Origin of the sequence: Paenibacillus graminis, from assembly GCF_000758705.1 — a bacterium.
Lineage (GTDB): Bacteria > Bacillota > Bacilli > Paenibacillales > Paenibacillaceae > Paenibacillus_AQ > Paenibacillus_AQ graminis.
Map to the genome: position 1 here is coordinate 3489872 of NZ_CP009287.1, position 20784 is coordinate 3510655.

Annotated in this window: 18 protein-coding genes and 1 pseudogene; 14 read left to right on the forward strand and 5 right to left on the reverse strand. The window is 50.7% G+C overall.

Features of this window, described 5'->3' with window-relative positions; all coding sequences use genetic code 11:
- Positions 1 to 95 precede the first annotated feature (95 nt).
- Complete coding sequence (locus PGRAT_RS14525) at positions 96 to 1172, forward strand: YeiH family protein (RefSeq protein ID WP_025704332.1); 1077 nt, start codon at positions 96 to 98, stop codon at positions 1170 to 1172.
- Between the two features lie 93 nt (positions 1173 to 1265).
- On the opposite strand, the gene PGRAT_RS14530 is transcribed toward PGRAT_RS14525, so the two are convergent.
- A complete protein-coding gene (locus PGRAT_RS14530; RefSeq protein ID WP_025704331.1) occupies positions 1266 to 1673 on the reverse strand; it encodes a VOC family protein in 408 nt (135 codons plus the stop codon).
- 190 nt (positions 1674 to 1863) lie between these two features.
- Between PGRAT_RS14530 and PGRAT_RS14535 the strand changes: the two genes are divergently transcribed.
- Positions 1864 to 2454 carry a class I SAM-dependent methyltransferase gene (locus tag PGRAT_RS14535; RefSeq protein WP_025704330.1) on the forward strand — a complete coding sequence of 197 codons (591 nt, stop codon included), beginning with the start codon at positions 1864 to 1866 and terminating at the stop codon, positions 2452 to 2454.
- 18 nt (positions 2455 to 2472) lie between these two features.
- Here the strand turns inward: PGRAT_RS14535 and PGRAT_RS14540 are convergent, their stop codons facing one another.
- Both PGRAT_RS14540 and PGRAT_RS14545 read right to left on the reverse strand, forming a co-directional pair.
- A complete protein-coding gene (locus PGRAT_RS14540) occupies positions 2473 to 3327 on the reverse strand; it encodes an SDR family oxidoreductase (protein WP_025704329.1) in 855 nt (284 codons plus the stop codon).
- A 71-nt stretch (positions 3328 to 3398) separates the two neighbouring features.
- Positions 3399 to 3980 carry a TetR/AcrR family transcriptional regulator gene (locus PGRAT_RS14545; RefSeq protein ID WP_025704328.1) on the reverse strand — a complete coding sequence of 194 codons (582 nt, stop codon included), beginning with the start codon at positions 3978 to 3980 and terminating at the stop codon, positions 3399 to 3401.
- A 190-nt stretch (positions 3981 to 4170) separates the two neighbouring features.
- Here PGRAT_RS14545 and PGRAT_RS14550 point away from each other — a divergent pair, with 190 nt between their 5' ends.
- The 3 genes from PGRAT_RS14550 to PGRAT_RS14560 are packed head-to-tail and all read left to right on the forward strand — an operon-like array spanning position 4171 to position 6457.
- Positions 4171 to 5025: an ABC transporter ATP-binding protein gene (locus PGRAT_RS14550; protein ID WP_025704327.1), complete on the forward strand. Its 855-nt coding sequence runs from the start codon at positions 4171 to 4173 to the stop codon at positions 5023 to 5025.
- A complete protein-coding gene (locus tag PGRAT_RS14555; RefSeq protein WP_025704326.1) occupies positions 5022 to 5726 on the forward strand; it encodes a fluoroquinolone export ABC transporter permease subunit in 705 nt (234 codons plus the stop codon). Before PGRAT_RS14550 ends, PGRAT_RS14555 begins: the two co-directional genes overlap by 4 nt.
- 2 nt (positions 5727 to 5728) lie before the next feature.
- Positions 5729 to 6457 (forward strand): hypothetical protein, encoded by a 729-nt coding sequence (locus tag PGRAT_RS14560; RefSeq protein ID WP_025704325.1) that lies wholly within the window; start codon positions 5729 to 5731, stop codon positions 6455 to 6457.
- 97 nt (positions 6458 to 6554) lie between these two features.
- On the opposite strand, the gene PGRAT_RS14565 is transcribed toward PGRAT_RS14560, so the two are convergent.
- Positions 6555 to 7379 carry a helix-turn-helix domain-containing protein gene (locus tag PGRAT_RS14565; protein WP_025704324.1) on the reverse strand — a complete coding sequence of 275 codons (825 nt, stop codon included), beginning with the start codon at positions 7377 to 7379 and terminating at the stop codon, positions 6555 to 6557.
- Between the two features lie 161 nt (positions 7380 to 7540).
- On the opposite strand from PGRAT_RS14565, the pseudogene PGRAT_RS31210 reads away from it, so the two are divergent.
- From PGRAT_RS31210 to PGRAT_RS14610, 9 genes and pseudogenes are all read left to right on the forward strand, one after another.
- Positions 7541 to 8703 (forward strand): annotated as a pseudogene (locus tag PGRAT_RS31210) (Gfo/Idh/MocA family protein).
- Between the two features lie 215 nt (positions 8704 to 8918).
- Positions 8919 to 9683, forward strand: a complete 765-nt coding sequence (locus PGRAT_RS14575; RefSeq protein ID WP_025704322.1) for a sugar phosphate isomerase/epimerase family protein — start codon at positions 8919 to 8921, stop codon at positions 9681 to 9683.
- A gap of 23 nt (positions 9684 to 9706) precedes the next feature.
- Complete coding sequence (locus PGRAT_RS14580; protein WP_025704321.1) at positions 9707 to 10795, forward strand: Gfo/Idh/MocA family protein; 1089 nt, start codon at positions 9707 to 9709, stop codon at positions 10793 to 10795.
- 36 nt (positions 10796 to 10831) lie between these two features.
- Entirely contained in the window at positions 10832 to 11836 is a 1005-nt protein-coding gene (locus PGRAT_RS14585; RefSeq protein ID WP_042266797.1) for a Gfo/Idh/MocA family protein, read from the forward strand.
- Positions 11837 to 12169: 333 nt separating this feature from the next.
- Positions 12170 to 12688, forward strand: coding sequence for a peptide-methionine (S)-S-oxide reductase MsrA (msrA, locus tag PGRAT_RS14590; protein ID WP_025703603.1), 519 nt, complete (start codon positions 12170 to 12172; stop codon positions 12686 to 12688).
- Between the two features lie 237 nt (positions 12689 to 12925).
- Positions 12926 to 14281: a glycoside hydrolase family 64 protein gene (locus tag PGRAT_RS14595; RefSeq protein ID WP_025703602.1), complete on the forward strand. Its 1356-nt coding sequence runs from the start codon at positions 12926 to 12928 to the stop codon at positions 14279 to 14281.
- Positions 14282 to 14521: 240 nt separating this feature from the next.
- A complete protein-coding gene (locus PGRAT_RS14600; protein ID WP_025703601.1) occupies positions 14522 to 17452 on the forward strand; it encodes an insulinase family protein in 2931 nt (976 codons plus the stop codon).
- A gap of 3 nt (positions 17453 to 17455) precedes the next feature.
- Positions 17456 to 18160 carry a response regulator transcription factor gene (locus PGRAT_RS14605; RefSeq protein ID WP_025703600.1) on the forward strand — a complete coding sequence of 235 codons (705 nt, stop codon included), beginning with the start codon at positions 17456 to 17458 and terminating at the stop codon, positions 18158 to 18160.
- Complete coding sequence (locus PGRAT_RS14610; RefSeq protein WP_025703599.1) at positions 18157 to 19560, forward strand: sensor histidine kinase; 1404 nt, start codon at positions 18157 to 18159, stop codon at positions 19558 to 19560. The genes PGRAT_RS14605 and PGRAT_RS14610 overlap by 4 nt, the downstream gene beginning before the upstream one ends.
- A gap of 9 nt (positions 19561 to 19569) precedes the next feature.
- Here the strand turns inward: PGRAT_RS14610 and PGRAT_RS14615 are convergent, their stop codons facing one another.
- Positions 19570 to 20763 (reverse strand): macrolide family glycosyltransferase, encoded by a 1194-nt coding sequence (locus PGRAT_RS14615; protein WP_025703598.1) that lies wholly within the window; start codon positions 20761 to 20763, stop codon positions 19570 to 19572.
- Between the last annotated feature and the right edge of the window lie 21 nt (positions 20764 to 20784).

The window sequence follows — 20784 nt, forward strand, 5'->3', positions numbered from 1 at the left end:
AAATAGCAAAGCCGAATTTCACTTTCGTGCGCAAGGCTCTTATAGTGGAGCTGTAGAACATTGCTGCCCTACGCGGCGGACGGAGAGTGAAGCAGATGAATCATACGCATAAGCTGTACCGCATTACCTATAGGCACCCGGGTTTTATCCAGGGAATAGGAATCACGTTTTTGCTCGCTGTGGCGGCCAAGTATCTGGCCTTGCTGCCGCTGCTGAACATAATGGGGCAGCTCGTATTGGCAATCCTGCTGGGAATCGCGCTTAGGGGCGTGGCTGGTGTCCCGCAGAAAGCCATGACCGGGATACAGTTTTCCAGTAAAAAACTGCTTCGGACGGGGATCATCCTGCTGGGAATGAGACTTAATTTTGCTGATATCCTGGCTGCCGGACCGAAGGTATTCGCCATTGCTGTAATCAATATCGCAATAACTTTGTTTACTGTATATGGATTCGCCAAGTGGTTCGGAATCGACAGAAGGTTAGGGTTGCTGACGGCCTGCGGCACAGCCATTTGCGGGGCGGCGGCAGTCGCGGCGATTGCCCCCCAGATCAAAGCATCTGAACATGAGACAGCTGTAGGAGCGGCGACGGTGGCTATTCTCGGGACGATTTTTACACTGGCTTATTCACTGCTGTATCCATTCCTGGGATTGAGCCCGTCAGGCTTTGGAATCTTTGCCGGAGGCACACTTCATGAGGTGGCTCATGTCATTGCTGCGGCTGCTCCGGCGGGCAAGGAGGCTGCCGATCTGGCAGTCATTGTGAAGCTGACCCGTGTAGCCATGCTTATCCCTGTCGCAGTCGTCATCGGGAGCTGGGAAAGTTACAGAAAACGCAAGCAGGCGAGCGTGGAGGAAACTTCACAGCAGCCACAATACCAGGAGAAAGGAAAAACCGTTGAATGGAAAAAACTGCCGATTCCCTGGTTTATTCTCGGTTTTCTCCTGATGAGCGGTGTGAACACGTTAGGCATTATTCCGGTGAAGCTCGCAAGCGGGCTTATTGCCCTGGCGTACCTTTTGCTGGCGATGGCTATGGCGGGCATGGGTCTGGGCGTGGATTTGAAAACCTTTGGCCGGATGGGAAAGAAACCTTTTCTGGCCGGACTTGCCGGTTCGGTTCTGTTGTCTGCGCTGGGTTATGTGCTGGTGCTTGTTTTTGGATTGGCTTAGAGGAGGAGGGGGCGGGGCAGGCCATACAGTAGAAGACGCCCCCAGATAAGAACTAGGGACGCCTGCATTTAGAAGACTACGTAAAATAACCTGCTATTGGACCTGCTCAGGCACAGTTGTGATCATCCAGAGGATGCCGAATTTATCCTGAACATGTCCGTACAATGCACCCCAGAAGGCGGGAGCGATTGCTTCCTTGACCACTCCGCCTTCCGCGAGCTTATCAAAAGCTTCACGGGCTTCCGCTTCATCCGCGAATTCCAAATTTAAATTGACCGAGTTGCCGTAACTAACCGGCTCGAAAATAGAATCAGACATCATGAAGTGCACTCCGGCGGCGTTAAAGCTGAGATTGATCACCTTGTCCTTCAAATCCTCGCGCGCATCCGGCAGATCCCCGTGCGTGGTGATGGAATTCATTTTGCCGCCAAGCGCCTGAATATAGAACCCGGCTTGGGCTCTGGCGTCCTCCGACATCAGGTAAGCTGTAAAGTTGGCCATGTAAACAACATCCTCTCTTTTTTGTGATGTTATAATCCGTCCGACCTGTCCATTGTAGCAAAACCCCTGAGCCAGATTTCTTATGGATTGCTATATCTTTCTTCAGAATAAATTCAGAATTCCCCAAACTTTTTCTAAAGGTTGTTCAGTTAAGATTGGAACCATCAGAGTAAGGGGGTTCAAAGATATAATGATCAAGATGAGCGATTGGGTTGAAGAGAGGGCGGTATTTCTATATAAATTTTTGCGGTTTCCGAGGCAGATTGGCAGTTTAGTACCAAGCTCTGCAGAATTGGCGGCGGCGATGACGAAGCAGGTTCCATGGCATCAGGTACAGGCTATAGCCGAACTTGGCGCAGGTACAGGCGCAATTACAAGGCATATTCAAAGGTATTCCACCCTAAATACAAAGGTCATGTTGTTTGAAAAAGACCCGTTTCTGCGGAAAAGGCTGCGGGCAGCCTATCCGGGCTACGCTTGTCACGCCGACTGCCTCAGGCTGGAGCTTGCCCTGCATAATGACAACTCCGGACCGCTGGATTGCATCCTGAGCGGACTTCCATTTTTCAATTTCCCGCAAAGCGTCAGAGATCTGCTCTTGGGGCAAATCGTAAGCTCTTTAAAGGAAGAGGGCTTGTTTATTGCCTTTCAATACAGCAAACAGATGAAAAAGCAGTTGGAACAGCATTTTGTTATTGAGCAGATCTGTTTTGTTCCCCGGAATCTTCCTCCAGCCTTCGTATATGTATGCCGAAAGAAAAGAACGGGTCCAGACGTATAATTATTAACAGGGGTCTCACTACACCCCCGGGTATGCCATGAATCCGCCATCTACCGGAACCGTAACCCCCGTTACAAAACCGGACATGCCTTCATCTGCCAGCCAGAGCAGGGTGCCCAGCAGCTCTTCCGGCTTGCCGAAGCGGCGCATCGGGGTCTGGGAGATGATCTTGTGTGAACGTTCGGTTAGATCTCCGTCATCCCGGAGCAGCAGCCTTTCATTCTGCTTCGTGAGGAAAAAGCCCGGCGCAATGGCATTGACGCGGATGCCTGTTTCGGCAAGATGGACCGCCAGCCACTGCGTGAGGTTATTGACACCGGCCTTCGCAGCACTGTAGGCAGGAACTTTGGTCAACGGCGCTGCGGCGCTCATGGAAGAGATGTTAATCACCGAAGCCCCAGGGCGTCCGAGCATTTGTCTGGCAAAAACCTGCGTGGGAATGAGTGTGCCAATCAGATTGAGGTCCATAACCTGACGGAAGCCGGAGGCAGAAAGATCGAAGAAGGAGGTGATCTCCGGATGATCCTGATCGCCTTCCGTAAAGATTTCTTTGGTCGTCACCGCTGACGGCTGGTTGCCCCCGGCTCCGTTGATTAACAGATCACAAGGTCCCCAATGGTTCAGAACTTCAGCAGCGGCAAGGTGCACACTGCTGTCTTCAGTAACATCGCAGGCTACCGAAATAGCCTGGCCTCCGGCGGCGTTAATCTCAGCGGCAAGGGAGTCCCCTTTTTCAACGGTCCGGTTCAGAATGGCGACCTTGGCTCCCTGGCGCCCCAATTCATGGGCCATGACGGCGCATAAGACACCGGCTCCTCCGGTTATGACAGCAACTTTACCTGCAAGTGCAGGCTGCAAGGCTAACTCGGCCATGAATGGCACTTCCTCTCTATAGGGTGCTGCGCAATAGCGCTTCCCCGGATGACTTGTGGTTTATTGTAGCATTATACGAGCTTCCCCAACCCCATAAACCATACAGACACGTACTGTCTGGTAAGACTGTCTACTTGCTCCCGGCTGCTGGCAGTGCGCATAATCTCAAAGTACCCCTCCAAAAAAGCAACAGACAACGGTCTGGAGACCTCCAATTGCAAAGGAGCTCTCGGATGCGAACGATTGTAATCGGCTAAATGAGTCATGATATGCTCGGCGAATTCTGCAAAAAATCGCTCCTTGAATCCTTCCCGGCTGGTGCCAGAGCTGCCATATAGAAGAATGAGCAGCCCTTCACGCTGTTCCTGGACCAGGATCGACAAGACCCGGCCGACCTCTTCAAACACAGCCAGACCCGATTGGATATGCTGCTGATCCCCAGTAATTAACCCGGTCAAATCATCATAGGCACGTTCCGTAACAGCATCGAACAAGGCTTGCTTGTTTGGATAATACCGGTACAGGTTCCCTACGGCGACACCTGCCTTCGCAGCGATATCTTTCATGGAGGCATTTCTGAAGCCGGTCTGCAGAAACGTTTCCTGAGCATTTTGAAGGATAGACCTGCGGATCTCCTCTTTCAGTACCTGCATTCGCTGAACCTCCATTCATTTTTTAAATATAGGGAGGAGGCAAGGGCTTGTCAAGAAATATAGCCTCTGTGCTGCGAGGTGCCCATGTCTGTCCGGTATTCATACTTGACAAAAGATAAATATCGGCGTACCTTAAAAATGAATTATAATTCATTATTGAATCCGGATGGGTAAAAAAAGGAGGCAGCGAATGATTGAAGTCAAGGATTTAAGTTTTACCTATCCCCGTGCCAAGGATAAAACCCTTCGTGAGCTTAATTTTTCTATAACCAAGGGGGAAATATTTGGCTTCCTGGGACCGTCAGGGGCAGGGAAAAGCACGGTACAGAAAATTCTTATCGGGATTCTGAAAGCGTACGAGGGGGAAGTGCGTGTAATGGGGCGCCAGCTGGCAGAGGTAAAGTCTGATTATTACGAAGATATTGGTGTTGCTTTTGAGTTCCCCAATTTCTATAACAGGTTTACTGCAATGGAGAATCTGTCATTATTCCGTTCCTTCTACAAGGGGAACACGGAGGACCCGCGGGAACTGCTGGCGCTAATGGGCCTGGAAAAGCATGCCAGAGCGAAGGTGTCTGCCTTCTCCAAGGGAATGAAAATGCGCCTGAACCTGTGCCGCGCTCTGCTTAACAAACCGAAGATTCTTTTTCTGGATGAGCCCACCTCGGGACTGGACCCGGTGAATGCAGGCAAGGTTAAGGGGCTTCTGCTTGGCCTGAAGGCCCGGGGGACAACGATTCTGATCACGACACATCATATGCATGCAGCCGACGAGCTCTGTGACCGCGTTGCTTTTATTGTAGACGGCACCATCCGTCTGATTGATTCGCCAAGGACGCTAAGAGTCCAGCATGGAAAAAGAGTGGTCAAAGTGGAATACAGGGAGAAGGGATTGCTCCATGAAGAAGAGTTCGGCCTGGACAACATCGGCGGCAGCCAGGAATTTCAAACGCTATTGCAGAACAAATATATCGAAACCATTCACAGCCAGGATGCCACACTTGAGGATATTTTCATAAAGCTTACCGGGAGGGAACTGAAATGAGGTTTGCTTCTGCCCTGGGATATGACATACGGCTTCAGTTCAGGCACGGATTCTATTATGTGTATTTTGTGATTTGTCTGGTGTATATCGTGTTGCTGTCACTGCTGCCCGTGCCGTACCGGGAAACTGCAGATATTCTGCTGACTTTTACCGACCCGGGGATGCTGGGCTTTTTCTTCATTGGCGGTCTTGTTTTGCTGGAGAAGGGACAGGGGATTCACGAGAATCTGTTCGTCACACCCTACACCATAGCGGAATACATTTGCTCCAAAACGCTGTCGCTTACTTTTTTATCTTTGGCAGCAAGCTATTCTGTCCATGCCAGCGTGTTCGGTTTCCGGCATAATCCCGTTTATTTTCTCGCAGGCGTAGGCCTGACCTCGGTATTTTTTACAATGGCGGGTTTGGGGGTAGCTGTCCGCTGTACTTCGCTTAACGGATTTTTTCTCTATGCTTCTGCAGTTACAGCTATATTCTTATTGCCGCTTGTAGAAACTGTCGGATTATGGACCTCCCCACTGCTGGGGATTCTGCCCGCCTCTGCCTCGCTTGCACTGATTGGTTCAGTATTTGAGCCGCTGCCTCCTTGGCAAAATGTATATATGCTCTCACTGTTAACAGTGTGGTGTGGCGTGGTATACCTCTGGACCCTGCATAGCTTTCAGCGTTTAATTGTACTCAAAACCGGAGGAGGCAGCTGAACTTGTCCAGAATCATATTCCCCGTATGGGGAGATCTGAAGCAAATTTACCGTGATCCCATGCTGATCATTTGTCTGGCGGGTCCGCTGGCACTGGTTTTGGCGCTCCGTTTCGGGGTTCCTGCAGTGAGTGGTTTGCTCTTGCAAAATCTTGGTTTTGAACTGTCACCGTATTATGAGCTGATCATGAGCTTTGCGTTATTGCTGGTGCCGCTCATCCTGGGATGCATGGCCGGGTTCATGATCCTTGACGAGCGTGACGAAAATATGATCCAGTACTTTGCCGTTACGCCTCTGACCAAAAGGGGATATCTAGGGTACCGCCTGGGTTTTGTCGTCATCCTGACGGTCATCTATAGTCTTCTGCTGCTTACGTTCTCCGGGCTTATCCCGCTGCGGCTGGGCAACATACTCTTACTGCTGCCCATGCTGTCTCTGGAAGCACCGATGTTTGCTTTATTCCTGACGGCCTTTGCATCTAATAAGATAGAGGGTCTGGCTTTATCGAAAGGGGCAAGCATATTGGTGTTAACACCCTTAATTGTTTTTTTTGTCCAATCGCCATGGCAGTATCTTGGCGGGATCATTCCATGCTTTTGGCCGGTCCGCACATTTCTTTCGGGTTCAAGTCTCAGCCTGGCCTGGTGTGCATTGCTCGCGGCAGCAGGTACCGCAATGCATGTGGTTTGTCTCCGGTATTTGGTACAGTGGTTTTTACTTAGGGCAGACTAGCAGTGATTCAATTCTTTCACCAGTAATCTGCATAGAATTCTTCTGCTGCAAAAGGCTGACTTGGCGCGCATTTGGCGTACGAAGCAGCTTTTCTTTTTTATCGCGTGCTGCTCCGGTAAGCCGAGGGGGAGACTCCGGTTGTTTTTTTGAAATATTTGGAGAAATGCGCCAGCTCCATGCCCACCTGCTCGGCAATATCGGAGATGCTGAAGCTGGTATAAGACAGCTGTTTTTTGGCGAGCTCCATCCGTTTGAGCTGTACATAATGCATAGGGGTTACCCCCATGAATTTTTTGAAATACGGGATGAAATAGTTCGGATGCAAATGCACCAGCTCTGCCAGCTCCTCGACCTCAAGCGGCCGCATCAGCCGCTGGTCAATATATTCAAGCACATGGGCGAGCTTGCCCTGATCACTGGTATGGAGCAGCTCATCTATGAAATCTGAGTAGCCGCCAGCCTCCAGGCACAAGGCCAGAAGCGTGAGCAGCCCTGCCTGGACACGGATTGTGGAAAGGAAGCTGTCCTCCTGAAACAGGGAGATCATCTCGCTAAAAACCGTCCGGACCGCATCCGGGTCAGCCGCGTCGCTGATATACAGCTTGTTCGCGGAATGAAACAGCGGCCACTCGCCAATATGGGCATCGAAATGGCAAAAGTAGCGGGCATAAGGATTATTGGGCGACGTTTCCGTTGTCTGTGTGGAGCCGGCAGGCATAATCATTAATTGCCCCGGCCTGGGATAATAAGCCGCTCCATTAATGATCACCTTTCCTTCTCCGCGGTCAATAAAATAAAGCCGGTTGAAGGAAGGCGTCTCGTTTGTGCGGTTCCAGCCGGGATACTTCGTGCTGAGCTGGGCATAAGTTACGGTAACATTCAAATTCTGCAGCAGCCGCCCCGGCGTATTGAAGTGATCCATAGTGCAACTCCTTTGAAAGGGGATTCATTTTATTATACCGCTTTCATTTAACTAATACATCTTAATTATATACAAATACTCCTTAATTCCAGTCATGTTCAGGCTAAATGATTAGGGTTATCCTCATATCATAAAAAAGAAATTAGGAAGTGATCCTGAAGATGGCAAAGGTACGTTATGGAATTATTGGCATCGGAAATATGGGACGGGCGCATGCCTTTAGTCTGCTGGACGATGTGAAGGGGGCCGAGCTGGCTGCGGTATGCGATATCCATCCTGAACAGCTGGAATGGGCTGCGGAACAATTGCCGGAGAAGGTGAAGCATTTCAGCACAGCAGCAGAGATGTTTCAGTCCGGAACGATTGATGCCGTATTAATCTCAACGCCCCATTATGACCACCCGCCGCTGGCGATCGAGGCTTTTGGCTATGGGCTTCATGTCCTGATTGAAAAGCCTGCGGGGGTGTACACCGGGGCCGTCCAAGAAATGAACGAGGCTGCGGCGAAGTCGGGCCGCAAATTTGGCATTATGTACAATCAGCGGACGAATCCGCTTTACCAAAAGCTCCGGGAGCTGATTCAGGCCGGGGAGCTTGGCGAAATCCGCCGCACGAATTGGATTATCACCAACTGGTACAGATCGCAGAATTATTACGATTCCGGCGGCTGGCGTGCGACCTGGGCCGGAGAAGGCGGCGGGGTGCTGCTGAATCAGGACCCGCATCAGCTGGATCTGTGGCAGTGGACCACAGGCATGATGCCGACGCGCATCCGGGCTTTTTGCCACTTTGGCAAGTACCGGAAGATTGAGGTCGAAGATGATGTAACCGCATATGTCGAGTATGCGAACGGAGCCACCGGATTGTTCATTACAACAACTGGAGAAGCTCCGGGAACAAACCGCTTTGAAATTACCGGCGACAACGGGAAAATCGTCATTGAGGACGGTGAGCTGACCTTCTGGCGGCTGCGCACCCCGGAGCCGGTTTTCAATGCTGAGTTTAAGGGCGGCTTTGGAGCACCTGAATGCTGGAAATGCGAAATTCCGGTGAAACAAGGGGATGGAGAGCAGCACAAAGGCATCCTGCGCAACTTCACGAACGCAATTCTGCACGATGAACCACTGCTGGCGCCGGGGGAAGAAGGCATCCATGGCTTGACGCTTTCGAATGCCATGTATCTGTCCGCATGGACAGACAACTGGGTGGACCTGCCGATTGACAGTGATCTGTTTCATGAGAAGCTGATGAAAAAGTGCAAAATTCCACCTTCCAAAAGGATGTAACTGTGCAAAAGACACTAAATGTATCCGGAACACATTAAGAATATTGAAGTTGAACTTACTTGTAATAAAAAAGGGTAGAAGTGCGGAGGGGAAATTTGGAACTGTAGGAGCGAATGCGTCCGCCTTTGTCACCGGATTTCAACCGCTAAAAGCGGTTGAAAACAAGAAATCAGAGGATAACAGCGGCCGGAAGTCCAAATATTCCCCGTAGTTACGACCAGACCATACGAATATCTAAGGAGTGAAATAACCTATGAAGACCTCAACGATTGCTGCGCAAATGTATACCCTGCGGGATTTCACCCAGACCCCGGAAGGGCTGCGGGAGAGCTTCCTTAAGGTGAAGGATATCGGCTATCAGGCAGTGCAGGTTTCGGGTATTGGACCGGTTGATCCCAAGCAGGTGAAGCAATACGCGGATGAAGCCGGACTTGCTATATGTGCGACACATGTTCCCTGGAACAGGCTTGTAAATGATCTTGACGCGCTGGCGGCTGAGCATAAGCTCTGGAACTGCAAATATGTCGGACTTGGTTCGCTGCCGGGCGAGTATCAGACCAGTCAGGAGGGCTACCGCACTTTTGCCAAGAAGGTCTCCGAAATCGCTCTTGTTCTGAAGCAGAAGCACGGGCTGCAGTTTGTTTATCATAATCATGATTTTGAGTTCGAGCGTCTGGATGGCGTCACCGGACTTGAAGTGCTGCTTCAGGAAGCGGACCCGTTGGCGTTCGATTTCGAGCTGGATCTCTACTGGGTTCAGGCCGGAGGGGGAAGTCCGGTAGATTGGATTCACAGGGTCAAGGACAGAATGCGGGTTGTGCATCTGAAGGATATGGCGGTAGTTGCAAGGAAAGCGGAATTTGCCGAGATCGGCCAGGGGAATATGAATTACCCGGCGATTATTGAGGCCTGCCGTGAGACCGGAGTAGAGTGGTTTGTCGTTGAGCAGGATGTCTGCCGCCGTGATCCGTTCGAGAGCCTGAAGATTAGCCTGGACTATCTGCACACACTGCTATAACTGAAGACTGGGGAGGAAGAAGGATGAGCCGTAAAGACGGAATGAATTATGCGCCTAAGCATGAGGCCAAACCGGTGGTTGGGCCGGGAGAATTCGTTATCGCAGCAATCGCGCTGGACCATGGCCACATCTATGGCATGTGCAACGGACTGGTGGAAGCCGGAGCGCAACTGAAATGGGTATATGATCCTGACCCCGAAAAGGTCAAAGCCTTTATCGCCGCCTATCCGGGGGTCCGCGTGGCCAGATCCGCTGAAGAGGTCCTTGAAGACCCGGAGGTCCGCCTGGTGGCGGCAGCGGCGGTGCCTTCCGAGCGGGGGCCGCTGGGCCTGCGGGTAATGGCTCACGGAAAGGATTATTTTACGGACAAAGCCCCATTTACCGCGATGGGGCAGCTTGAAGCGGCACGGTTGCAGTCCGAGAAGACAACACGCAAATATATGTGCTACTTCAGCGAACGGCTCCATGTCGAAAGTGCGGTTTACGCCGGGCAGTTGATCCGTCAGGGAGCTATCGGCCGGGTGCTGCAACTGATCGGGATGGGGCCGCACCGTCTAAATGCGCCCAGCCGTCCTGAATGGTTCTTCCAGCGCGAAAAGTACGGCGGCATACTCTGCGATATCGGCAGCCACCAGATTGAGCAGTTCCTCTACTATGGGAACTGCCGGGATGCTAAAGTGCTGCACAGCAAGGTTGCCAACTACAATAACGCGGACTACCCGGAGCTGGAGGATTTCGGCGATGCGACATTGGTCGGCGACAATGGGACGACACAATATTTCCGCGTGGACTGGTTCACCCCGGAAGGGCTCGGTACATGGGGAGATGGCCGGACCATTATCATGGGCACCGAAGGGTATATAGAGCTGCGCAAATACAGCGATATTGCCCGGTCGAACACACCGGATCATGTATTTTGGGTGGATGGGCAAGGCGAGCATTATGAGCAGGTGGCCGGGAAGGTAGGTTTTCCTTTCTTCGGTGAGCTGATTTTAGACTGCCTGGAGCGTACAGAGCTGGCGATGACCCAGGCCCATGTGTTCAAAGCTGCGGAGCTGTGTCTTCAGGCGCAATCCCAGGCGCTGAACCTCACCCCGGATACACTCAGATAGCGGTCAGATGAAAGACCAAATCGGAAGGTGAATAGGATGAGTACAATAGGAGCAGCCATTATCGGCTGCGGGGCAATTGCTCCCTTGCACGCCAAGGCTATACAATCCATGGAAGGCGTCCGGTTGGTAGCCGTTGCCGACACAGATCCTGCTAGGGCAGCCCAAGCAGCCGGGGATTACGGCTGTGAAGCGGCAGCAGACTACAGGGAGCTTCTTGGGAGAGCAGATATCGGCATTGTCCATTTATGCACGCCGCATCATCTGCATGCACCGATGGCAGAGGAATTCCTGCAGGCAGGCCATCATGTTTTAACTGAGAAACCCATGACATTGGATGTTCCCTCTGCCCGGCGTATCCAGGAAGTAGCGGCGGCCAGCCAGGGACAGCTTGGCATTGTCTTTCAAAACCGCTATAATAACCCTTCCATCCGGATCAAAGAGACCATTGATTCCGGGATTCTGGGCCGGCTCATCTGCATGAAGGGGATTGTAACCTGGTACCGGAGCGAAGACTATTATACGGAGAGCGGCTGGCGGGGCAAATGGGCTACCGAAGGCGGCGGAGTGCTGATTAATCAGACGATCCATACGCTTGATCTGCTGCAATGGTTCGGGGGCGAGATAGCTTCCGTCACCGGAAATGTGACCACCGATGTGCTGAATGAAGTCATCGAAGTGGAGGATACGGCACATGCCTGCATAATATTCAAGAATAATGTCCGGGGACTTTTCTACGGTACGAATGCGTATTTCGTGAATTCTCCGGTAGAAATGGAGCTTGTCTTTGAGCAAGGCACGCTCCTCTTGCGCAGAGACTGCCTGTATCTCTGGAAAGACGGCCATGAAACGCTGCTGTCTGAGCCCGTATCCACAGCGGTCGAGGGCAAGTCCTACTGGGGAACCAGCCATCAGCGGTTAATCCTGGACTTCTACAAGCACGTCAGAGAAGGACGGAAATTCTGGATTGACGCGGGCGAGGGGATCAAGGCGCTGGAGGTTATTGCCGGCATTTATTCCTCTGCAGTGAAACCCTCAAATTGACTTTAGGCTCATTTAGCCTTATCTTCATAACATGCGTTTCTATATAAGATGAACTTAAAAAATCCATAAAAAGGGTAGAAGTGCGGAGGGGAAGTTCGGATACTTACGAGCGGTAGCGTCCGACTGAAAGCTTTCCATAGGAAAGCTCGCTTCGGAAGCATAATCAGTCACCGGATTTCAACCGCTAAAGGCGGTTCCATTGAAGAAATTCTTACGACAACAGCGGCTGGAAGTCCAAACATTCCCCGCAGTTACGACTATACCCCACATTGTATAACTAAAGTTCAGCTTATATAGTATGACAGATGGTAGACAGGGAGAGAGATACTGGTTATGGAACAGGCAATGTTTGCCGGAGGCTGCTTCTGGTGCATGGTGACACCTTTTGAGGAGCTGCCCGGAATTCATGGGATTGTCTCTGGCTACGCCGGAGGTACGGTAGAGAACCCGACCTATGAGCAGGTCAAAACCGGAACGACAGGTCATTATGAGGTGGTGCAGATCACTTATGATCCGGCCGTTTTCCCATACTCCAGGCTGCTGGAGCTGTTCTGGCCGCAAATCGATCCGACGGATGACGGCGGACAGTTTCAGGATCGAGGCACCCAATACCGTACAGCGGTATTCTATTATAATGAGGAGCAGCGCCTGGCCGCCTTGGCTTCCCGCGAACAGGTGGCGGCCAGCGGGAGATTTGAAGGTCCGGTGGTGACGGAGATTCTGCCGGCTCCGCGCTTTTACCGGGCTGAAGAATACCATCAGGACTATCACAAAAAGAATCCGAAGCACTATAAAGAGGACCGCGGGCAATCCGGACGCGACACCTTTATTGCGAAGCATTGGTACAAGTAAAAATACGATATAAAAGCCTTAATACTCCTGGACTCTGGAGAATTAAGGTTTTTTTCTTTTTTTGCAGCAAAAATGCCGGTAAACTTCTTCATCAAATCGTTCCACCCAAAATATGGGGACAAAAACCGAAATTCTGATCCTACTAAAAGGGCAGCAGGAATACTATAATCATAGTTGAAAACGCATACAATTATGGTGCGTGATTGAATCTAAACCATTAAATGGAGGTAGATTGCGATGAGAAAAAGATGGCTAATGTCTGTGCTCGCGCTCCTGCTGCTGATCTCCTGCTTCCCGTTGTTCGGCTCTAAGGCTGAGGCTGCCGACTACACGCAAGGTGTCGATTTGTCGGGTACCACGGCAACAATCTGGTTCAAATCCACCGTGAACACAAGTTGGGTGGATGTGCATTACAAGGTTAACAATGGCACACAGATGAATTTCCGCATGACGTACAACAGCAGCAAAGCCCGTTATGAACAAGCGGTGACGGGTGCTGCCGGCGGCACGGCCCTCACTTATTTTTTCACCTACAATAATGGGACGCCTGCGTATGACACCGGCTGGTTCACTTACAATGCAGGGCCTACACCGACCACGCCTTCGAATCCCTCCGGTTCGATCTACTCCATCGCCGCTTCCGCGATTCCGGCAGCACCTGCCGGTTCAATCTCCGTAAAAGTTATGAATGGGACAGGCGGGGCGTACCCCGACAGCCAGATCTACTGGGGGGTTCTGGGGATTAATCCGGCCAATAAACAATGGAGTTATCTGGATTTGAACGGGAACCTGGTACCGATCTCCACGGCTCTGAACGACGCTTCCGGACATCTGACCAAAAATGGCGTGAATTATGCGAACATTTATCACAAGGTCAGCGAGGCCTCCTGGTTCAACATGCCCAAAATCACCTCTGGACGAATGTTCCTCAGCGTAGGCACACCATTGTACATTAAGACTTATAACGACGGCTTCGCCGGACCAAACGTCGATAATCCGACCGATCCGAACCGCGATATCTACTTTGATTTTGTGGAGTTTACGGTAGATGATGCCGGTTACCATGGGAATACCACCCGCGTTGATGGCTTCGGTTTCCCGATCCAGCACCGGCTGGTGAATAAGTCCGGGTCATTTGACCAAACGGTAGGCGAATTTGAATCGGAAACCCGTGCCGGATTATTCACCAAATATCAGAACGAAGTGCCGGCCGCCTTCAAATCGTTAGCAACGGTTCAGGCGCCGTACCGGATTGTGGCACCGATTCATGGATCTTTTGCCGCTGGCGGAGCTAATGCCAACTATTTCGCCGGTTATTCCAGCTACAACACCCAGGATATTCTCCGCTGCGACGGAGCGCTAACCGATGCCGCTACTGCGGCTGCGATCAACCGCCATGTCTATACAACCGGCAACTGGAATAATGTAGCCAACTATTACAATGCAGCTCCGGCCAACTATTATGCGAAGTTCTGGCATGACCATAGCATTAACGGCCTGGCCTACGGCTTCCCGTATGATGATGTCAACGGCCAAGCTGCCTACCTGGAGGTTGGCGATCCTAAAGGTCTGATTATCCGTGTTGCCTGGTAGAAAACGCAACCTGCTCGCAGCACGCACTATGGCAAGCTGAGACAGCTTCACTTCTGACATTGTTAACATTGAAGACCCGGCAGGGATCTATCCTGCCGGGTCTGTTAAGCTGCGGAAGAGGATGTGACGTCAACGGCGTGTAACTTATTGCTGTCAGTTCATTATCCAGATGGTACAAGAAACCCTGAATATGATAAGCTCATGGAGTCAGGTACAACCCTAAACAGAGGAGGAAATTCTATGAGCAGCTTAAAAACAGGCCATATCTATTCTGGATTTCAGGTCGTACAAGAGGAATTTATCCGGGAAATTGAATCCTCCGTATTCACGATGGAGCATCAGCCAAGCGGTGCGAGGCTGCTTTTTGTACAGAATCAAGATGACAACAAGGTGTTCAGCATAAGCTTTCGGACTCCGCCAGGAGACAGTACGGGAGTCTTTCATATTCTAGAGCATTCGGTGTTATGCGGTTCGGATAAATATCCGGTAAAAGAACCGTTTGTGGAGCTGCTTAAAGGCTCAATGAAAACATTTCTGAACGCATTTACGTTTGCCGACAAAACCATGTATCCGGTGGCAAGCCGGAATAACCAGGATTTCTCCAATCTGATGGAGGTCTATCTTGACAGTGTGTTTAAACCGAATATTTACAGGCAGCAGGAGATTTTTGAGCAGGAGGGCTGGCATTACGAACTGCAGCGTGCAGAGGACGAGCTGATCTACAAGGGCGTTGTATACAACGAGATGAAAGGCTCCTATTCCTCGCCGGTTACGGTCCTGATTGACCGGATCAAAAAGTCGCTGTACCCGGACACCATTTACCGGTATTCCTCAGGCGGAGACCCGCAGGAAATTCCTGCTTTGACTTACGAGCAGTTCCTTGCTGCACACAGCCGTTATTACCACCCGTCCAACAGCTATTTTTATCTGTATGGTGACGTTAATATCGAAGAGCGGCTGGAGTTCATACACCAGAACTATCTAAAGTCATACAACCGTGATGATTTCGATACTGCCATTTCACTTCAGCAGCCGACCGGAATGAAGGAGCTTGTGGCGGAGTACCCCATTCTGGCAACAGAAACCGCTGCAGACAAGACCTATCTGAGCATGAACTTCGTGATCGGAACTTCCTTGGACCGGGAGCTGAATCTCGCCTTTGCTATTCTGAAAAGCATATTGATGGACAGCAACGCGGCTCCGCTAAAACAGGCGCTGCTCGAAAGCGGTCTGGGCAAAGACGTTTTTGCTTTTTATTCCGACAGTATGATCCAGCCGCTGCTGGGCATTACCTTGACCCATTCCAACCCTTCTGCCAAGGATGATTTCCTGGACCTGGTCAGAACTACGTTAAGCCGTCTTGCTGGGGACGGGTTGGATGAGAAGCTGGTGCTGGCTGCGGTCAACAGCAAGGAATTTGAACTGCGTGAAGCAGATTTTATCCAATACCCGAAAGGGCTGACCTATAATATTGAGGTTATGAAGTCCTGGCTGTACGATGGTTCACCAGCAATCCATTTAGAGTATGAAGCCGTGTTTGCTTCAATCCGGGAACAATGTGCAGACCGTTATTTTGAGCGGCTGATCGAAACCTATTTGCTGAACAGTGACCACTGCAGCGTAGTAATACTCAAACCTTCAAATACCCTGGCAGCTGATAAGGAAGCGTCCATCCGTCAGCAGCTTGCCGAATATAAAGCAGCTCTGTCCCCCGTACAGCTCGGGCAGCTTGTTCAGCGTACACAGAATCTGCTGGACCGGCAGAGCCGTCCGGACGCGGCCGAGGATCTGCACAAGCTCCCTAAGCTGTCTCTTCAGGACATTAACCGCAGCGTTTCGCCTCAAGTTCCTACACAGGAGTACATGCTGGAAGGGATAAAGCTGATTCACCATGAGCTGCCCACGAACAAAATTGCCTATATCAAGCTATATTGGGACACGGCGGTTCTTGCGGCGGAACAGATACCTTATCTCGTGCTGCTGGCGAGAGCGCTCGGTCAATTGGAGACCGCTGCTTACAGTATTGAAGAACTCACAGGTGAGATCGGGATCAAAACCGGGGGGATCCGGTTTCAGAATGAAGTGTTTGGGGCCGGTAAAGATTCGCAAACAAGCTATCAGCCCAAATTTAGCGCACGTATAAAAGTAATGGAAGGCAGCATTGGCGAATCCCTGAAGCTGCTTCATGAGCTGCTCTACGGCAGCAATCTGGATAACTTCACCAAGCTGCAGGAAATCGTTCGCCGGGAAGCCTCCCATATGGAATCGGTTCTGAACCAGAAAGGCAATGAGATTGCAGCCAGCCGTTTGCTGTCCTATTTCTCCGATATGGGGGCATACGAGGAAAAGCTCGGCGGAGTGTCTTATTACCGTTTTATCCGGGAGCTTGCAGACGGTATAGATCTCCGGGCCGAACAGCTCTCTGACACCTTAAAGGGAGTCTGCGCAGCCTTGTTCAATAAGCGGAATTTAACTCTTACTGTGACAGGAACTTCAGACATCTATGCAGAGCTCGCTGCACATTTGGCCCAACTGGACATTCAAAACCGGCAGGTGGAGCCCAAACCTAAGCTTAAGGCGCAGAATCTCGCAGGTAACGAAGGGTTCATGTCCGCAAGCCAGGTGCAGTATGTGGTTAAGGGTTATGACTTTACCAAACTTGGTTTTGTCTATTCCGGCAAGATGCAGGTCCTCAAAAAAATCCTCAGCCTCACTTATCTCTGGAACACCGTGCGGGTAAAAGGCGGGGCTTATGGCGGGAATCTGCTCCTGCGCAGAGATGGGGTGCTTTTGTTCACTTCTTATCGGGACCCGAATCTGCAGGAGACGCTGGCGGTCTACGATCAGGCATACCATTTTGCTGAAAGCTTTGAAGCGGATGAGGAGGAGATGACCAAAGCGATTATCGGGACCCTGGCGATGTTTGAACAGCCGCTCAGTCCCAGCGCAATCCGGCGGCGGGCGGACCGGCATTATTTTGAACAGATTACTGCAGATGAGCTGCAGCGGGAGCGAAATGAAATCTTCTCAGCAACACCCGGTGATATCAGGTACTATGCCGGACTGCTTAAAGCAGTAGCGGAACAGAATTTCTTCAGTGTGGTTGGCAATGACTCCAAGATGAAATCGGCACAAGCTATATTTGGAAGCCTGGAGGAACTGGTGAGATAACAGATGAAAACACAAATTTTGATTATCGACGACGAATGGAACATGCGGAATTTGCTGCGCATTTATTTGCAGAAGGAAGGCTTTGCCACCCAAGAGGCAGCTACCGGGCAAGAAGCTCTTCGTATGATCGGGAAGCAGGCATTCGACCTGCTCCTGCTGGATGTCATGATGCCGGATACGGATGGCTGGCACGTCTGCCGCGCCGTGAGAGAACATACGCAGATTCCTATCCTGATGCTTACCGCACGCTCTGAAACGAAGGACAAGGTGCTTGGGCTGGGGATTGGCGCAGACGACTATTTGACCAAACCCTTCGAACCGGAAGAATTGCTGGCCCGGATTCATTCTTTGCTCCGGCGTTCATCTCTGAACCGGACAATCGAACCGCAGGAGAAGCAGCTGAATTATCCGGGGCTGCGAATTCTTCCGGAGGCCCGCGAAGTGTATATTGAAGGGAAGCGTGCTGATTTTACCTTGAAGGAATTTGATCTCCTGACCATGCTGGCGCGGAGCAGCCAACGGGTGTTCACCAGGGACGAGCTGGTTGAACGTCTCTGGGGCAATGATTATGGCGGAGAGACGCGCGTGATCGACACGCATATCAAGAATATCCGCGAGAAGCTGCAAAAAGCCGGTCTGCCGTATAATCCGGTACAAACGGTATGGGGGCTGGGGTATAAATTTCAGGTTCCCGGCAAAAGCGAATGAAAAACAACATCATCGGCTTTAAGCTCGGGCTTGCGATCATGTCGGTGTTCCTGATTGTGTTGCTGTTTCTCGGTGTGGCCATCGACCGGATGTTCAGCAGCTTTTATTATAAAGAAATGCGGACAGAGACAGAGGAGCTGGCTTCGCATTTTACAGTCATGGCCGAATCCCAGGATACCACCAGCGAACAAATGATGCGGACCTTTGCTGAATTTTCAAATGTGAGTATTTTTAACATCTCCCGCGACAGCAGGTTAACTCTTCATTCGGGTGTACATGATTCAGCAGACCGTTCGTTTATTCACGGGGCTGATCTGGCCCGGATATTCTCGGGAACCCGCGTGAGTTTGTTGTACAAAGACCCCGCAGGACACCGGTATTTCGTAACCGGACGGCCTATCAAGGATGGCGGCAGGGTGAGTTCCGCGCTCTATGTCATGTCATCCACACAAAGCATGGTGCAGTCGCTGGCTTCGGTGCGGGATATTCTGCTGCTCTCGGGAATAGGGGCTTTTGTGCTGGCCCTGGGCATTACCTGGATTATTGCCAGATTGCTGTCGCGCCCGCTGGTGCAGATGCAGAAGGCAACCCGCAAGCTTGCGGCAGGGGAGCTGGAAACAAGGCTGACGATCGGCAGCAATGATGAAATCGGGTTTCTGGCGGCAGCCATTAACGATCTCGCAGTTGATCTGCAGCGCTATAGAGATACCAGGCAGGAGTTTCTGGCGAATATCTCCCATGAGCTGCGGACGCCAATCACCTATTTGCAAGGATACGCCAAGGTAGTGAAAGACGAACTATATGAGACAGAGGAAGAAAAAAAGCTGTATCTGGACATCATCGGCCAGGAAGCGCACCGCATCCAGCATCTGGTGGAGGATTTGTTCGAGCTTGCCAAGATGGAGGAGGGTAAAATTCCGCTGCATCTGGAAGAAGTGGATCTGAAACGGATTGTGGATCAAGCCGCCCGCAAGCTTGAATTAACGGCCAAGGAAAAAGGCCTCAAGCTTGCGGTTGTGCATAACGGACAGGCTTCTCTATTACTTGGGGATAGCAAACGCATGGAGCAAATCGTGATGAATCTGCTGGAAAATGCTGTACGGTATACGGATGAAGGTGAGATTAACGTCCAATTGAATTACTTACCAGGCTCCGCAGTTTTTATCGTAGAAGATACCGGGATAGGTATCCCGGAAGCAGAGCTTCCTTATATTTTCGACCGTTTCTACCGGGTGGAGAAGTCGCGCTCGCGTCAATATGGAGGCACCGGCCTCGGTCTTTCTATCGTTAACAAGCTGGTCGAGCTTCTGGACGGTTCAATCCGCATCACCAGCAAGGCCGGGGCGGGAACCCGCTGCGAGGTCAAGTTCAACAGGCAGCCCAATCATGAGGGGTCATGATTTCACCGCCTATCGACCTAAGAAGCCGAAAATCTCATCGACAGCGAGGCGATACCCGCCGGATCGTTGAAAGGATTCCTGCAGATTGTCCACTGCATTTTTATATGATGGCTGGTTCAACACTTGATCTGCCGCTTCACGCAGCCCATTTGCAGTCAAACTTTGCATTTGCAATGCAATACCTGCTCCGAGACTGGCAATTCGCCCGGCAACGATCGGCTGATCTGCGCTCTGGGGGATTACAACTAGCGGAACCCCGTAATAGAGAGCTTCATGGGTACTGTTCATTCCTCCATGTGTAATAAATAATGAGATGTGCTTCAGCACTTCAGTTTGCGGAACATAATTTTGTACAATGAAGTTATCAGGAATTTCTCCTAAATCAGAAATTGGGGTTTTATTCCCAACTGACATGATAATAGTGTAATCAGTATTCCCGAAGGCCTCGAAACAAAGCTTATAGAAGTCCAATGCTTGGTTAAAGACAGTACCCAGTGAGATATAAATGGTTTTTTTCCCCTTGATTGCGTTAAAGTCGAAGTTTGCCTGAGTTGGTCTTGAAGAGAGAGAGGGACCTACAAATTTATAAGTTTGATCGAATCCCTCTCCATTGGGCTGAAATTCCCTGGTTGTATAAACGATTGTAAGGGGTGCAGGATTACACAAGACTTCGTAAGGTGATTGAATTTCCACATTATATTTTTCTTTCAGCATTTCCGTCAGGCTGTGATATCTATCGTATATAGGCTTAGCTATTTCTGCAGGGATTTTCATAGAAGGCTGTTCCAGCATTTTATCATAGGAAGCTTGGGTCTGCGCAAAGGATGTACTGGAGTTAATTGCGGGAAGCTCAAGAATCTGCGCAAGCATTCGTCCACAGCCAAACATGGAATCATGGATGATGTAATCAAAATGCTCGCCAGCAATCTGTTCCAGAACACTTGGTATGATTATATCTGCCGTAAGCAAAAGACCGTTAATTCTTTCGAGTAAATAATTTCTTCCGCCTGAGATGAAGGCTTCAATAATTTTTTGATCGTCTAATGCCCGTACTGAAGCTCCCGTCTTCTCGATGCGCTCCCGATAAGCTTCAATACATAAGTATACTACCTCTTCTCCACGCGAAATAAGCTCTTGCACCACACCGATAGTTGGATTGATATGCCCTTCTGATCCGCCATTAATAAATAACACACGTGCCATTTCTACCACTCCTTTGGGTGC

Excerpts from the sequence above, each read along its gene's own strand:
- PGRAT_RS14545 (WP_025704328.1), bottom strand. The coding sequence starts at position 3,980 with ATGCAGGTACTGAAAGAGGAGATCCGCAGGTCTATCCTTCAAAATGCT.
- PGRAT_RS14525 (WP_025704332.1), top strand. The coding sequence starts at position 96 with ATGAATCATACGCATAAGCTGTACCGCATTACCTATAGGCACCCGGGT.
- PGRAT_RS14600 (WP_025703601.1), top strand. The coding sequence starts at position 14,522 with ATGAGCAGCTTAAAAACAGGCCATATCTATTCTGGATTTCAGGTCGTA.
- PGRAT_RS14555 (WP_025704326.1), top strand. The coding sequence starts at position 5,022 with ATGAGGTTTGCTTCTGCCCTGGGATATGACATACGGCTTCAGTTCAGG.
- PGRAT_RS14610 (WP_025703599.1), top strand. The coding sequence starts at position 18,157 with ATGAAAAACAACATCATCGGCTTTAAGCTCGGGCTTGCGATCATGTCG.
- PGRAT_RS14585 (WP_042266797.1), top strand. The coding sequence starts at position 10,832 with ATGAGTACAATAGGAGCAGCCATTATCGGCTGCGGGGCAATTGCTCCC.
- PGRAT_RS14575 (WP_025704322.1), top strand. The coding sequence starts at position 8,919 with ATGAAGACCTCAACGATTGCTGCGCAAATGTATACCCTGCGGGATTTC.
- PGRAT_RS14535 (WP_025704330.1), top strand. The coding sequence starts at position 1,864 with ATGATCAAGATGAGCGATTGGGTTGAAGAGAGGGCGGTATTTCTATAT.
- PGRAT_RS14550 (WP_025704327.1), top strand. The coding sequence starts at position 4,171 with ATGATTGAAGTCAAGGATTTAAGTTTTACCTATCCCCGTGCCAAGGAT.
- PGRAT_RS14580 (WP_025704321.1), top strand. The coding sequence starts at position 9,707 with ATGAGCCGTAAAGACGGAATGAATTATGCGCCTAAGCATGAGGCCAAA.
- PGRAT_RS14605 (WP_025703600.1), top strand. The coding sequence starts at position 17,456 with ATGAAAACACAAATTTTGATTATCGACGACGAATGGAACATGCGGAAT.
- PGRAT_RS14530 (WP_025704331.1), bottom strand. The coding sequence starts at position 1,673 with ATGGCCAACTTTACAGCTTACCTGATGTCGGAGGACGCCAGAGCCCAA.
- PGRAT_RS14565 (WP_025704324.1), bottom strand. The coding sequence starts at position 7,379 with ATGGATCACTTCAATACGCCGGGGCGGCTGCTGCAGAATTTGAATGTT.
- PGRAT_RS14540 (WP_025704329.1), bottom strand. The coding sequence starts at position 3,327 with ATGGCCGAGTTAGCCTTGCAGCCTGCACTTGCAGGTAAAGTTGCTGTC.
- PGRAT_RS14595 (WP_025703602.1), top strand. The coding sequence starts at position 12,926 with ATGAGAAAAAGATGGCTAATGTCTGTGCTCGCGCTCCTGCTGCTGATC.
- msrA (WP_025703603.1), top strand. The coding sequence starts at position 12,170 with ATGGAACAGGCAATGTTTGCCGGAGGCTGCTTCTGGTGCATGGTGACA.
- PGRAT_RS14615 (WP_025703598.1), bottom strand. The coding sequence starts at position 20,763 with ATGGCACGTGTGTTATTTATTAATGGCGGATCAGAAGGGCATATCAAT.